The 14,215-nt window shown below is 70.7% G+C and carries 9 protein-coding genes and 1 tRNA gene; 6 read left to right on the top strand and 4 right to left on the bottom strand.

From position 1 onward, the window contains the following. Window positions 1-384 precede the first annotated feature (384 nt). Window positions 385-729 (bottom strand): helix-turn-helix domain-containing protein, encoded by a 345-nt coding sequence (locus AC07AB_RS18620; RefSeq protein WP_478567713.1) that lies wholly within the window; start codon window positions 727-729, stop codon window positions 385-387. 238 nt (window positions 730-967) lie between these two features. Here AC07AB_RS18620 and AC07AB_RS18625 point away from each other — a divergent pair, with 238 nt between their 5' ends. Then, window positions 968-3,700: a type 1 periplasmic-binding domain-containing protein gene (locus AC07AB_RS18625; RefSeq protein WP_478567715.1), complete on the top strand. Its 2,733-nt coding sequence runs from the start codon at window positions 968-970 to the stop codon at window positions 3,698-3,700. A gap of 305 nt (window positions 3,701-4,005) precedes the next feature. On the opposite strand, the gene fxlM is transcribed toward AC07AB_RS18625, so the two are convergent. Beyond that, a complete protein-coding gene (gene fxlM / locus AC07AB_RS18630) occupies window positions 4,006-5,235 on the bottom strand; it encodes a methyltransferase, FxLD system (protein ID WP_478567718.1) in 1,230 nt (409 codons plus the stop codon). Beyond that, complete coding sequence (locus tag AC07AB_RS18635; RefSeq protein WP_478567721.1) at window positions 5,235-5,582, bottom strand: hypothetical protein; 348 nt, start codon at window positions 5,580-5,582, stop codon at window positions 5,235-5,237. Before AC07AB_RS18635 ends, fxlM begins: the two co-directional genes overlap by 1 nt. Between AC07AB_RS18635 and AC07AB_RS18640 the strand changes: the two genes are divergently transcribed. Continuing rightward, window positions 5,577-7,118: a tyrosine-type recombinase/integrase gene (locus AC07AB_RS18640; protein WP_478567724.1), complete on the top strand. Its 1,542-nt coding sequence runs from the start codon at window positions 5,577-5,579 to the stop codon at window positions 7,116-7,118. The two genes, AC07AB_RS18635 and AC07AB_RS18640, sit on opposite strands and share 6 nt — an antisense overlap. 62 nt (window positions 7,119-7,180) lie before the next feature. On the opposite strand, the gene AC07AB_RS18645 is transcribed toward AC07AB_RS18640, so the two are convergent. Then, window positions 7,181-7,253 (bottom strand) — tRNA-Arg (locus AC07AB_RS18645). A gap of 301 nt (window positions 7,254-7,554) precedes the next feature. Here AC07AB_RS18645 and AC07AB_RS18650 point away from each other — a divergent pair. From AC07AB_RS18650 to AC07AB_RS18665, 4 genes are all read left to right on the top strand, one after another. Continuing rightward, a complete protein-coding gene (locus tag AC07AB_RS18650) occupies window positions 7,555-9,207 on the top strand; it encodes a dynamin family protein (RefSeq protein ID WP_478567888.1) in 1,653 nt (550 codons plus the stop codon). 167 nt (window positions 9,208-9,374) lie between these two features. Then, a complete protein-coding gene (locus AC07AB_RS18655) occupies window positions 9,375-11,504 on the top strand; it encodes a GTPase (RefSeq protein ID WP_478567891.1) in 2,130 nt (709 codons plus the stop codon). A gap of 359 nt (window positions 11,505-11,863) precedes the next feature. Beyond that, window positions 11,864-12,523, top strand: a complete 660-nt coding sequence (locus AC07AB_RS18660; protein WP_478567727.1) for a single-stranded DNA-binding protein — start codon at window positions 11,864-11,866, stop codon at window positions 12,521-12,523. A gap of 217 nt (window positions 12,524-12,740) precedes the next feature. Then, window positions 12,741-14,201: a Cys-Gln thioester bond-forming surface protein gene (locus tag AC07AB_RS18665; RefSeq protein WP_478567730.1), complete on the top strand. Its 1,461-nt coding sequence runs from the start codon at window positions 12,741-12,743 to the stop codon at window positions 14,199-14,201. Window positions 14,202-14,215: the final 14 nt, after the last annotated feature.

Here is a 14,215-nt window from a genome sequence, read left to right on the forward strand (position 1 = left end):
TGGGTAACTCGCAGCCGGAGGTCGAGCTGTACACGGCAGTCCGCAACGATCATCTGCTGGGGATGTCGATGCGGTCGTTGCAGCAAGTCCATAACGTCATGTGGCGGACGGTCCGGCGAGCCCTGGACGGGAAGTGGGCGGAGCCGCGGAAGAAACCGCGGTGCAAGGAATCACGGCTCGATCCGTACAAGACGCTGATCGACTCCATGCTGAAGGTAGATCTGGACGCGCCGCCCAAGCAGCGGCACACCGCTCAGCGGATCTTCGACCGGCTGGTCGAGGGGCACCAGGCCCATGACATCCCATACCGCATGGTCCGGCTCTACGTGAAAGACCGGTGCAAGGAGATCCGCCGCAAGGCTGAGGTGGGCCCGGAGGCGATGTTCATCCCGCAGAGACATCTGCTCGGACCTGGGCGGAGTCGTCCAGAGGCTGCTCGCCCAGCGCGGCTCGGCCCTCCGTTCCCAGCAGCCGCGCCGGCCTGCCCGGCCGTGGGGCATCCGGCAGCCCCGCGATCCCACCCTCCTCGAAGCGGTGGACAGCAGCTCGGACCGTGACCGGATGGCACTCCAGCACGCCCGCGACCTCAGCAACGGACCGGCCCTGGCCGAGGAGCCGGACGCACTCGGCGCGCTGCCGCGTGTACTGGGTGAGACCGCGGCGGGTCAGCAGCGCGTGCAGGCCCCGGCGTTGCTCGTCGGTCAGCGCGACTCGGAGGATGTTCGGCATGACGTCCCTCCCCAAGGACGCCTGCCCCGACGCAACCAACTTCACCAGTTCCGCTCAGGTCTGTACCCGAGCCTTCAACAATGTCAGCGCCAGTCGAGCGGAATGTGGCAGCTTCGAAGGAGTCGAAGAACTTTCATCGAAGCTCCGTGAACACCTCACCACCCTTAGTAGTCTCCTCAACTCCAGCACAGGCGGGGCGACCCGACCTTCCTTCCGAGGGAGCCTTGAGGGGATTTCCGTGACCGTACGTCACACTGCGCCGGGCGGGTTCCCGGACGACGAGGGAGCCGACGATTTCGTCCGGGAGTTCCGGCAAGCCGTGGTACCCGCCGAGCGGGAGTCGCTGGCGCACACCCCGCCGCTGATCATCCTGGACGTCCAGGGCGACGACACCGAGTACGACGGCCGGGTCCGGCGGGTGCTCGGCGCGCTGGAGGAATCCCTCAGGGGCGGCGGGGACCGGAAGCTGGTCCCCTACACCCTCGTCACTGCCGTGGACGACAGCGACCTGCTCAGCGGTACCGCCGCCCGGGGGCTCGCCCTTGGCCTGCCCAAGAACATGACACCAGATCGCCTTCCGGGCTTCTGGCCTCTGTGGGACTCCGTCTCCTACATGCGGCAGCACGCCGGGGACCGCAGCGCGCCCGGCGCGCACGTCCTGCGCGACCACGCTCACGAGCAGCTGCGCCTGCACCGCGGACAGCGGCGTGAGGGACGGCTGCAGGTTTTCCTGTGGGCGCTGGGCGGCAGCGCCGCACCCCCGGCCGATGGACTGCGCGGCTGGCTGCTCGGCTCCGTCTGGCACGGCATCACCCGGACCTTTCCGCGCTGGTGCTGGGAACGGCGCAAGATCCGCCTGCTGGTACGCTCTGGCCGCTTCTCGCGCCGCGGACGCCGTGGCTGGCTGGGCAGCGTTCTGGGCACCACCGGCGGCTCCGAAACCGTGTTCGCGGTGATGGACGAGGTGGCCGACCGGCAGATGCCCCGCCTTCTTCTGCCCTCTGAGCACGACCGGCACCAGGAGTCGCTGCTCGCTCTCGACCAGCTCCTGACCCGCGCCCTGCTTGAGGACCTGGCGAAACCCCGGCTCGGCGGTCGGTTGCCACAGCGCCGCCGCAGGACCGCCCGGCCGGTCCTCCTGGTCCCTCTCCCCCGCCAGGGAATCCCGGGAGCACAGGCCGCGGAGCGGTTCCTGCACGCCTGCCACCAGGAGCGCGCCACCACCGCGGGGGAGCCCGGCCCGCTCGTCATCGCGGTCGGACGGCCGTCGCAGCAGCTGGTGCGGGACCTGGACGAGCCGCAGGAGAGCACCCTCCGGCAGGCGGGAGAGCTGCTCCACCAGTCGGCGCGGGGCCTGGTCCTGGTGAGGCTGGGCGAAGAACCCTTCGGCCGGGAGGGGATCCTCATCCGGCAGAGCTCTCCCAGGAAGTTCAGGTTCAGCTGGCGCGCCGTCGCCACGGGCGTGACAAGCGGCGTCTTTGTGCTCGCCGTACTGCTCGGCATGGCTGCCTTCGAACTCTCACCCTCGCCTGCCTCTGACGACTGCGTCGGCGGCGACACACCGGTCGCCGGCGCCCCGTATGCCCAGCCCGTCACCCTCCGCCCCAAGCAGTGGTACGAGGAGACACTCGCGAAGATCCGGGAACAGAACAAGCGCTCTGAAGAATTCGCCAGTAAGGGCCGCACGGTCCGCACCATCGTCGCCTTCATCTCCAGCGCGCCAACCTCCGATACGGAGACCCTGTTCGACGGGACGATCTCGGATCTGCGCGGCATCGCGATGTGGCAGGAGAAGCTGAACGGATACGCGAAATTCGACGACCAGCGCGTACCGCTGCGGGTCGAGGTGCGGCCCACCGGTGAGGGCTTCGTGAATGCGAAGAGGGAGGCCCGCAAGCTGGTCGACGAGGTTCAGAACAGGCATCCGGCCAGGGACTACGAGAGAGTCATCGGCGTTCTCGGCTTCGCCCAGAGCAGGGACTCGACCCGGGACGCCCTGGACATCCTCGAAGCGGCGGGGTTACCGGTGATCGGCACCACCACCACCGCCGACGAGATGCTGGTGAACGGAATGTACTGGCCTATCGCCCCCCTCAATAGCACCCAGGCACGGATTGGGGCGGACTTCGCGGAGGGCTCGCCCGTGGTGGCGCGCGCCTCCGGCGGCTGTGAACCGGCCGGGAACGCGGTGGTGATCGAGAATTCGGCGGACCTGAACAGCCGGAGCCTCGCGCAGAAGTTCCGCCAGAATTTCCGCGGGACGCAGCAACTGATCGACTTCTCGCAGGCCGGCGACTTCGGCGCCACGCCCGCCGGCACTCCGCAGTTCAAGGACGCGCGCAGCCTCGCCGAAACGGTGTGCGAGGAACTCCGCACGAACGGACCGTCCATCGTGTACTGGTCGGCGCGGACCCGAGACTTCACAGCCTTCGTCAATGCCTTGGACGGCATAGGGACTTGTACGAACAAGGACCTGACCGTGCTCGGCCAGGACGAGCTGGCCAACGTAGCGCTCACCGGCGCCCTCAACGACAAGGACTGGCTGCGGCTGTACTACACCGGGTTCCGGATACCCGCCGACGATCACCTCGCCGACCCCAACACCAAGCAGTTCGCCACCGCATACAACCAGTTCGTGCCCGGTGGGCCCAAGAATGATCCGTGGCGCGACAATTCGGACGCCGCGGTGGCGTACGACGCGTTCCGCGTGCTGTCAAGGGCCGCCGACATGGCCCTGTCCGACCAGGGCGGCGTCAACCCGGACGCCATGATCACGGCGCTCAAGACCGGGATCACCTTCGCCGGGGCAACGGGATACGTATCGTACGACGAGGGCACCAATCAGCCACCGCGAGACAAGACGTTGGTGCTGCTGCGGCAGACAAAGCACGGACCAGTCGTCGCGGTCGCGTGCGGGGCGTACCGGATGGGCGAGTCGAGCCAGAAGCAGGGACCGCCGTGCAGTGACTGACAGATCACCAGTTCCTGCCAGCACGCCGGTTCGACGCTGCCCCGTGTACTCATTCCCCGTTACACGTGCCCACGCGCTGCAGCCTGCCATCCGGACACACATCGACTACACCGGCTGAACGGCCGTGACCCGTCGGCAACTCCTCAACTGCACGACACGGACCGTCGACCGGTCGAGCCCCAAACGCCGCTTTCTGTGTTCTGGCCAGAGCATAGAAAGCGGTCGCTACAGCCCTCTTCTTCTCTAGCTCCCACGATCCGGGCCTGGCTTCGCCCGCTGGCCCGATACGACCGCAGGGAGGACGGTCAGGGCCAGGAGATAGTTACCCGCGAATGCCGTTTGTTGACCACGCGGCCCGCGGGAAGCTGATCGTCGGGCGTGCCTGCGGGATGCACCGTGAAAACGGCCCGCCCGGAGCGGTGTTCGCGGTCCCAGACCTGGATCTGTTCCACCAGCCGGTTCGCGACCGCTTGGGCATCGGGGCCGTGTCCGAACGCCCCGAACTCGAATGTGGTGCGCTCAGGACTGGTCGGCCGCATCTTGCGGTAGGCGAAACTGTCCTTGTCGATCAGCGTCGAGAGGCCCATCGGTGAGGCGGCGGCAACGATTCCCCTCTCGCGCGCTGCCGCGGTCGCGGCGAGCCGGGCGAAATCCGGTACAGCGGCCGCCAGCCACAGATCGAGGCCGTCGAACGGCTCCATTCCACCGATGGTCACCCCCGACCAGACTTCCACGGGTGGCTGAGCGAGCGCCCTCCGCAGGCCCTCCGCGTCCACTCGGTCCCCGTCGTCCAGCTTGAGGCCGACTTCCTCGCCCGGCTCATCATGCAGCACCACCAGCTGCATCCGGCGCTCTCCGACGCCCTGCATCGGCACGAAGCCGCACAGTTCGTAGTCCCGGCTCACCAGGTGCCCGCCCTCCCGTTCGAAGGCCACTGACCGGGTCAGGCAGCGCACGCGCAGGGGGACGACGATCCGGCCGCCCTCGGCGAGCTGGTCCACCCACGCCGGCGGGATGTCCCACGCCCCGACGGTGACGATGATTCGGTCGAAGGGGGCATGCAGCGGCTCCCCCTGCTCGCCGTCAGTGAGGAGGACGTTGACGCGCCCGTATCCGGCCTCGGCCAGGAAGCGGCGCGCTCGGCCGACGGCGTCCGGGTCGATGTCGATGGAGGTGACCTCGCCGCTTTCGCCGACCAACTCCGCGATGAGCGCCGCGTTGTAGCCACCGGAGCCGATTTCCAGTACTCGCATGCCGGGGCGGATCGCGGCCTGCTCCAGCATGAGTGCTTGGATTCGGGCAGCGGAGACCGAACTGACGTCGACCCCGTCCTCGTCCTTCTTGGTGATCACGGCCCGCTCGGGCGCGTACGCCTCGGCGAGCGAAACCTCGGGGACGAAGAGATGCCGGGGCACGGTGCGCACAGCCACCTCGACTGCCTCGGTTCTGATCGCTCCCAGCTCGCGCAACTGGCCGATGAGGGCTTCACGCAACTGGTCGGCGGAGGGCGGTGTTTCAGCTTCCTCGGGCTTCATTATTCGGAGTGTAGCCACGCGGTCACTCCTTCGCGGGGGGTGTGGGCGGGGGTGTTGTCCGGCTGCTGGTTGAGGATGTCCGCGAGGGTGCCGGGGTCCAGGGTGAGGCGGACGAGGTGGTGGTCCGACAGGTCGTGCGGTACCTCGATGACATCCACGCCGCGTACCGCGGGCAGCAGGCCGCCGGAGGTGTAGATGCGGTCGATGCGTGCGTCTGGGCCGTGGGTGTCGCAGCCGTCGGCGGTGCGGGCCAGTGCGGAGGCGTCGCCTTCGCGGGTGGTGGCCCAGTGGCGGGCGGCGTCTTCCAGGCCGGCTGTGCGAAGTGCTTCGTCGGGGTGGGTGTGCATGAGCCGGGTGCCGTACTGCGCCACGTACGAGCGGTGGACGCGGTGCGCGGCACCACCTACACCGTCCGCTGGTCGGTCAACGGCAGGCGGCACGGCGAGTCGTACAAGACGAGCGCCCTCGCCCAGTCCTTCCGTGCCACCCTCCTGGTCGCCGCGAACAACGGGGAACCCTTCGACGTGGACACCGGGCGTCCGCTCTCGCACGCCGCGCCCGCGGCCGAGCTCACCTGGTACGACTTCGCCCTCCAGTACGTCGACATGAAGTGGCCCCGCATCTCGGCCAACAATCGCAAGAACACCGCCAAGGCCCTCACCAGGGTCACCTTGGCCCTGCTGCGGGCCGAACCGAGCCAGTTCGACCCGGTCGAGGTCCGCAAAGCCCTGCGCGAGTACGCCTTCAACAAGACCCGGCGCGACGAGGCCCCGCCCGAGGTCCGCACGATCCTGTCCTGGATCCGGCGCAACTCCCTGCCCATGACCGTCTGGGAGGACACCAAGCGCGTCGACGCCGTCATGCTCGCCCTGGGCACCCTCCTTGACGGCAGGTCGGCCGCAGCCAGCTCCGTCAACCGCGAACGCCGGATCTTGAACGTGGTCATGCGCTACGCCATCCGGCAGAAGGTCCTCACGGCGAATCCGCTTCCCAAGGGCAAGGAGGAGAACGCCGCACCCAAGGCGGCCGCCGCCATCGACAAACGGTCCCTGCTCAACCCCGGCCAGGTCGCCCGTCTCCTGGACTGGATCGGCGACCGTCCCCGCACCGGCTACCGCCTCCACGCCTTCTTCGCCACGCTCTACTACGCGGGCCTGCGCCCCGAAGAGGCCGTCGCCCTGCGCGTGGAGAGCGTCACGCTGCCGGAGACCGGATGGGGTGAGTTCCTCATCCACACCGCCGAGCCCGAAGTCGGTAGCCAGTGGACCGACGACGGCCAGGTCCACGAGACCCGCGACCTCAAGGGCCGCGCAGCCGGGGACACGCGACCGGTGCCAGCCCACCCGGCCCTGGTCGCCATCCTCCGCGACCTGGTAGAGGAGGACGGGCTCAAGCCCGGCGACCTCCTCTTCCCCGGCGAGCAGGGCGGCCTCCTCGCCGGATCCGTCTTCCGTCGGGTCTGGAACAAGGCCCGCGAGGCCGTCCTCGACGAGCACGAGTACGACTCGCCCGTCGGCAAACGCGTGTATGACCTGCGCCATACCTGTTTGACCACCTGGCTCAACAACGGTGTCCCATCCGCCCAGGTCGCCGAGTGGGCCGGCAACAGCGTCCCGGTCCTTCTCGCCATCTACGCCCGATGCGTCACCGGCCAGCTGGCCGAGCTCCAGCAGCGGATCGAAGGCCCCCAACAGCTCCCCGCCACGGGCCCGGCCTCCACTCCGGTTTCGGCTCCGCCTTCGGAGAGACCGTCCCGAAACTTCGGGAAGTTTTCGGGAAGAACACCCGCCAGAAACCACCCAGGGCCGTCTCCAACCGGACCGTCCACGCCCCCGCCGGCACCCCCGTCAACCCTTACGCCCCCACTACGCCGCCCTCGCTAATCTGCCCTTGACCAGCGAAAAGGCCCTCCCGAGGGGAGGGCCTGAGACGGGTTGGGCGGAAGCGCCCCCGGCAGGACTCGAACCTGCGGCCAAGCGCTTAGAAGGCGCCTGCTCTATCCACTGAGCTACGGGGGCCGGTGTGACGGTCTCGGACAGCTGAAGCCCCGGGCTCGGTGGTGCCGTGACCTTGCCGGGGACAAGGATAGGGCTTCGTGCACCTCGTCCCGGTTGCTTCACCTCCGTGACACGTTGTGGAGGTTCGGTGAAGCGGTCCCGATAATCGCAGGCAGGTACGAATTCTGCATCGTTTTTCACGCCTCAGGCGGCGGGTGTTGTGCACTCGTTATGCCTGAGCCCCACTCGCCACGCCTCGCGCACCGATAGCCATACGCTTCAAAAACCCAACGAAATTGGGCATTCTGCACATGTGGCGACCTTGGACGTACGGCCCCGACTGCTCGACGCACTGTCCGCACTGCGTGACCGTGTAGACGCCGCACGCTTCCCGCTCCCCCTTCCAGGCGCCGACCGCGCGCGCCTCAGCCGAGTCGAGCTCCTGGCGCAGCTCGACGACTACCTGGTGCCCCGGCTGCGTGCCCCCGAAGCGCCGCTGCTCGCCGTCGTCGGAGGCTCCACGGGGGCCGGGAAGTCCACTCTCGTCAACTCGCTCGTCGGGCGGCGGGTCACGGCGGCCGGGGTGTTGCGGCCGACCACGCGTACGCCCGTACTGGTGTGCCACCCCGACGACCACCCCTGGTTCGCGGGGCTGCGGGTCCTGCCGCAGCTGAGCCGGGTCTGGATGCCTACGCAGGACGCGGCGTCCTCCTACGAACGGGGAGGGCGGCGAAGGGAGCCGGAACCGGAAGAGGGCGGCGACGGCACGTGCGAGGAGGACGGCGCGCCGCCCGCCCTGCGCGTCGAGACCGACGGCGCCCTGCCCCGCGGCCTCGCCCTCCTCGACGCCCCCGACATCGACTCCCTCGTCAGCCGCAACCGCGAACTCGCCGCCGAGCTGATCTGCGCCGCCGACATCTGGGTGCTCGTCACCACCGCCACCCGCTACGCCGATGCCGTGCCGTGGCACCTGCTGCGCACCGCCAAGGAGTACGACGTCACCCTCGTCACCGTCCTGGACCGGGTGCCGCACCAGGTCGCCGCCGACGTGTCGCGGCAGTACGCGGCCCTGCTGTCCGCCGCCGGGCTCGGCTCCGTACCCCGCTTCACCATCCCCGAGCTCCCCGAGTCCGCGGGCGGCGGCAGCGGACTCCTGCCCGCCACCGCCGTGGCCGCGCTCCGCGCCTGGCTCGCCCACCGCGCCCAGGACCCCGAGGCCCGTACGGCCGCCGCGGCGCGTACCGCGGCCGGGGTCGTCGCCTCGCTGCGGTCCCGGATGCCCGCCCTCGCCGGGGCCTCGGCCGCCCAGCACGCGGCCGCCGTACGGCTGATGCAACGCGTCGAGAGGGCGTACGAGGCGGCCGGCGAACGGGTACGGCGGGAGATCGCGGCCGGCGAGACGCTCGCGGGCGACGCGCTGACCCACTGGCGCGGCCACCCCCGCGACAGCGCCCCCGGAGAGCTCCTCGCCGCCCTCACCGAGTCCTTGGCCGCGCTCCTGTGCTGCGCCACCGCCGCCGCCGATGAGCAAGCGGAGGAGGCCGGGGCGTCCCCCAAGGGGCCCGCCGTCGCCTTCTCCGCGCTCGCGCCCCGCGACCCCCGCGGTGCGGCGGACCGCGTCGGCGTCGCCGTCCGGCGCTGGCGGCGGTGCGTGGAGGAGGCCGCGGAGGAAGAGGTACGGGCCGCCGAGCGGCCCACCGCCGCCGACCCCGAACAGATCGCCGCCCTGCTCGCCGCCGCGCTCCTGGGCGGCCGCCGCGCCCGTACGGCCGGCGAGACGCTGGCCGAGACGCTGGGCGCACAGGGCGCTCTGCGGCTGCGCGACCGCGGCGGCGAACTGCTCGCCGACTGCCTCGCGCGCGTTCTCGACACGGAACGGGACCTGCGACTCGCGCCCCTCGACTCGCTCCACGTCGCGTCAGGGCACCAGTCGGAACTGATCGCCGCCCTGTCCGTACTGCAGAAGGAGAGGTGACCACGGTGCCCCCGACCCCGCCCCGGCCCGCCGCCGACAACGCCGCCGCCGACAACGCCGCTGACGACAACGCCGCCGACGACAACGGCGACGGTGCCTTCGGCCTCGCCCCCGGTTTTGACACGGCACCGGCAGCCCCCTCGGCCCCCGTAGTGCCGCCGCTCGTGATGCGCCGGGCCGTCTGGGACGACGGGCTGATCGCGCGCCGCGCGCAGGTACCCGGCGCGCCGGGCGACGGCGCGCGGCGGCGAGCGGCGCGCGGCGGAGGGGTGGATTCCGCACTGCCGGGCGTCGAGGGCTGGGAGCCCGCGGAGTACGTGACGGGGTACGCGGACGCGCGCGGCATCGCGCCGCGCGGTCCCGGTGCGCCCCGGCCGCCCGCCCCCGCGTTTCCCGTCACCGGGCCTGACTTCGGCGCCCTGCGGCCGCGCCTGGACGCACTGCGCGAACTCGTCGGGCTGTCCCGGACGCGGCTGGACCGGCGGACTCTGGCGGAGGCCGGCCGGGTGCTGGAGGAGGCCGCCGCGCGGCAGCGGCACTCCCTGGACCACACGGTGGTGGCCCTGGCCGGGGCCACCGGCAGTGGGAAGTCGACGCTCTTCAACTGCCTCGCCGGAGCCCCGCTCTCCGAGGCGGGGGTGCGCAGGCCCACCACCTGCGCGCCCCTGGCGTGCGCCTGGACCGACCACGCGGACGGCCTCCTGGACCGGCTCCGGATCCCGGCCGAGGCGCGGCTGCGGCCGCCGCGGCCGTACGACCCGGAGATGCGCGGGCTCGTACTCATCGACCTGCCCGACCACGACTCGGCCGCCCCCGACCACCGCGAACAGGTGGACCGGCTGCTGGGGCTGGTGGACGCGGTGATCTGGGTGGTGGACCCGGAGAAGTACGCGGACGCGGTGCTGCACGAGCGCTATCTGCGACCGCTGGCCGGCTACGCCGAGGTGACGTTCGTCGTCCTCAACCAGGTGGACCGGCTGCCCGGGGACGCCGCCGACCAAGTGCTGGACGATCTGCGGCGCCTGCTGGACGAGGACGGGCTCGCGCTCGGCGAGTACGGCGACCCGGGGGCGGCCGTACTGGCGCTGTCCGCGCTCACGGGGGAGGGTGTCGGCGAATTGCGCGAGACGCTGGGGCAGTTCGTCGCGGTGCGCGGCGCCGCCGAGCGTCGGCTGGCCGCGGATGTGGACGGCGCGGCGGAACGCCTCCGGTCCGCGTATGTCGCGCAGGGGCGCGCGGGGCTCACGGAGGCGGCGCGCGAGGAGTTCGAGGAGCGGCTGGCCGAGGCGGTGGGCGCGGCGGCGGCCGGGCAGGCCGCGGAACGGGCGTGGCTGCGCGCCGCTGGGCGGGCCTGCGGGACACCGTGGGCGCGGGCCCGCCGCTGGTACGGGCGCAGGCACGCGGCAGCCCAGGAGGCGGGCTCCGGGGGCTGTACGGGAGGTGGCGTCGGTGGTGTCGGCGGCGTAGGGGATGCCAGTGGTTCCAGCGGTGCCTACCGGGCTGCTGGGTCCGGTGGGCGTCAGAGGAACCGAGTGAGCGGTGAGACGCGGGGCGGCCGGATCGCGGCGGGGGGCGCTCCGCGGCCCGTAGCGGGTTCGAGGGCGCATGTGCCGCGTCCCGCCGGGCCGCCGTCGCGTACGGCGTCGCGGCCCATGGTCGAGCAGGCCGTACGGACCTTGGTTCACGGGGCGGCCACGGGGCTGCCCGCCCCCTGGGCGCTGGCCGTGCGCGAGGCGGCCGGGCGCGGCGCTGAAGGGCTGGCGGAGGCGCTGGACGAGGTGGGGGCGGCCGGGTATGTCAAAGGCGCCGGGAACGCCGAGGGAGCCGGTGCCGAGAGAGGCAGGGGTGTCGAGGCAGGCGGGGGCGCCAAGGGCGGTGCGGCGGTGCGTACGGGCCGGGGCGCGGCCGGCGGCGGAGCGGAGCGGTCCGTCCGACCGAGGTGGTGGGCGGCGGCCGCCGCGGGGCAAGGGGCGCTGTTCGGCCTTCATGTGGCCGGTGTGCTCTGGCTGCTCGGGGCGGTCGTGGGCTGGATCGGCGGCGAATGGTGGGTCCCCGCACTGGTGCTGACGGGCGGTGGGCTCGGCGGGCCCGTACTGGCGGCGGGCTGCCGGGTGGCGGCCCGGGGCCCCGCACGGGGGTACGGGCTGGACGCCGAACGGCGCTTGCGCGACGCGGCCGCCGGGTGTGGGCGGGCGCGGGTGCTGGAGCCGGTCGCCGCCGAACTGCTGCGCTACCGGGAGGTGCGGGAGCAGTACGTCATCGCGGCGGGGCCCGGGACGGCTGTGGGCGGGGTGTGAGGGCCGTTCCCTCTCGCGGCCGGTGCGGGGGCACGATCACGCCGCCTTCGCGGCCCTCACTGCCTTCGCGGTCTCCGCTGCCTTCGCGGTCCTCATGGTCCTCGGGGTCCTCGCGGTCCTCGGGGTCCTTGCGGTCTGGCCCGTACTTCCTGTGGCCTTTGCGGCCTGTGTGCTCCTTGTTGCCTGTGTAGCCCTTGTGGGCGAGCGAGTTGTCCACACTCGGCATCTCCGTCCACAGGGGTCGGCGGGATTTCGGGAGTACGGGCAGCATGAATGCACGGAACGCCGGATGCGGGACGCCGGATACCGGATGCGAGATGTGGGACGCGGGTTGCGGTGAGTGAACGGGGGCGGTCGGGATGAACGAAGCATTGGTGACGGTCGTGGGAAATGTGGCCACGGCGCCGGACTTCAAGCAGGCGGCGACGGGAGCGGCGGTGTCGCGGTTCCGGCTCGCCTCCACGGTGCGGCGCTTCGACCGGGGGCGCGGCGAGTGGGTCGACGGTCCCACGAGTTTCTACACGGTGTGGGCGTGGCGGGCGCTCGCGTCGAATGTGGTGGCTTCGGTCTCGGTAGGGGAACCACTGGTCGTACAGGGGAAGTTGCGCATCCAGCAGGGGGAGCGCGATGGCAAGCGGTGGCTTTCGGCGGACATCGACGCGGTGGCCATCGGGCACGATCTCGCCCGCGGCACCTCGGCGTTCCGCCGAGTAGCACCCGCGAAACCATTGCGAGTTGAACGGAATGGGCCGCGGAGCCCGATGGAATCGACAGTTCCGGATGCCGCCGGGGGCGCTGCTGGGAGTGCTGCCGGGAGTGCTGCCCGGGGCGCTGCCGACGGTGCTGTTGACAGCACCGCCGCGTGCGCGGTCGCTGACGTCCGGTCAGGGGTATTGCCGGGGGCATCGCCGGGGGCGATTCCAGGTGAGATGCCGGATATGGCCGTGCATGCGAATGAGGCCAATTGGTCAGCGGGGCCTCTCGTGATGGACGCGGAGGCCAGATCAACATCCGTCTGAAATGGGGGATTTGCCCCGTGGATTTGTCGATAATCCCAGGTCGCGGGGGTCTTCGCTGATAACGATTCCGATTCGGATCGGTTATACGAAGGTATGAGTGGGGACCGAGGTGAGCTCTATCCCTAGGATTCCGTTTCGTACCAACGGGGGCTACTGAGTTTTGAGTTCGCTGGCGATGCGCAACCAATTGACCTGCGCTCGCCCGGAGGGGAAATCCATGATTTCTGTAAAAAGGCGGGTTCCCGCTCGTCTTGCTGCCGCGACCCTGGCGTCCGGCCTGGTCGCGGCGGGTGCGATAGCCGCGGCCGGCCCGGCCGCCGCGGACGAGGTGCCCCAGAACCAGGGCGGCGGTGCCACCGCCACACTCGGTGGCCTGACGACCTCCGACAAGGCGGTCGTGCACGACAAGGGCAAGAGCTGGGGCATCGATGCCGGCCTCTTCCGGATGAAGGTCACCGGCGGCGGTGACATCCAGTCGTACTGCATCGACATCCACAACCCGACACAGAGCCAGGCGCAGTACAAGGAGACCGACTGGGAGCAGTCCTCGCTCCACAGCAACCCGGACGCGGGCAAGATCCTCTGGATTCTGGAGCACTCCTACCCGCACGTGAACGACCTCACCACGCTCGCCAAGAGCGCCGGTGTGGCCTCGCTCACCGAGGGCCAGGCCGCTGCCGGCACCCAGGTGGCCATCTGGCGCTACTCGGACCACGTGAAGGTCGACGCCAAGAACAAGAGCGCCGAGAAGCTGGCGGACTACCTCACCAAGAACGCCGAGAAGGTCGAGGAGCCCAAGCCCTCCCTGACCCTCACGCCGAACGCGGTCTCCGGCAAGTCGGGCCAGCGGCTCGGCCCGATCACCGTGCACACCAACGCGAAGAACGTGACCGTGGCCCCGGCGGGCGACGCCGCCACCAAGGGCGTCAAGCTCGTCGACAAGACCGGCAAGTCCATCACCGGCGCGGTCAACGGCAGCCAGCTGTTCTTCGACGTGCCGGCCGGCACCGCCGACGGCTCCACCTCGCTGACCGCCACGGCCACCACCGAGGTGCCGATCGGCCGCGCCTTCACCGGCATCGGCAAGTACGCCAAGAGCCAGACCCAGATCCTGGCCGGTTCCAGCGCGAGCAGCGTCTCCGCCCCGGCCACCGCTAACTGGGCGAAGAAGGGCGCCATCCCGGCGGTCACCGCCAAGAAGGACTGCGTCAAGGGCGGCGTGAACGTCACGGCGACCAACAAGGGCGACGAGGCCTTCACCTTCACCCTGGACAACAAGAAGTACACCGTCCAGCCCGGCAAGTCCGAGACCGCCTTCGTGAAGGTGGCCGAGGACCAGGCGTACAAGTTCACGATCAACGGCCCGAACGGCTTCTCCAAGACGTTCTCCGGTGTCCTGGACTGCCAGACCGCGGGCACCGGGTCGACCGGTGGCGGCCACACCCCCGCCCCGTCCTCGCACCCGAGCCCGGCGTCGGCCGGTGGTTCCACCGGTTCCGGTTCCTCCACCGGCTCCAGCACCAGCGGTTCCAGCAGCACTGGCGGCGGTGACCTCGCCGAGACCGGTAGCAGCAGCGCCACCCCGGTGATCGCCAGCGTCGCGGCCGGCCTGGTCGTGGTCGGCGGCGGAGCGGTCTTCCTCCTCCGCAAGAAGAAGGCGGGGGCGGCCGGTCAGTAAGCGGACCGTCACCC

It is taken from the genome of Streptomyces sp. NPDC044033 (assembly GCF_056434425.1).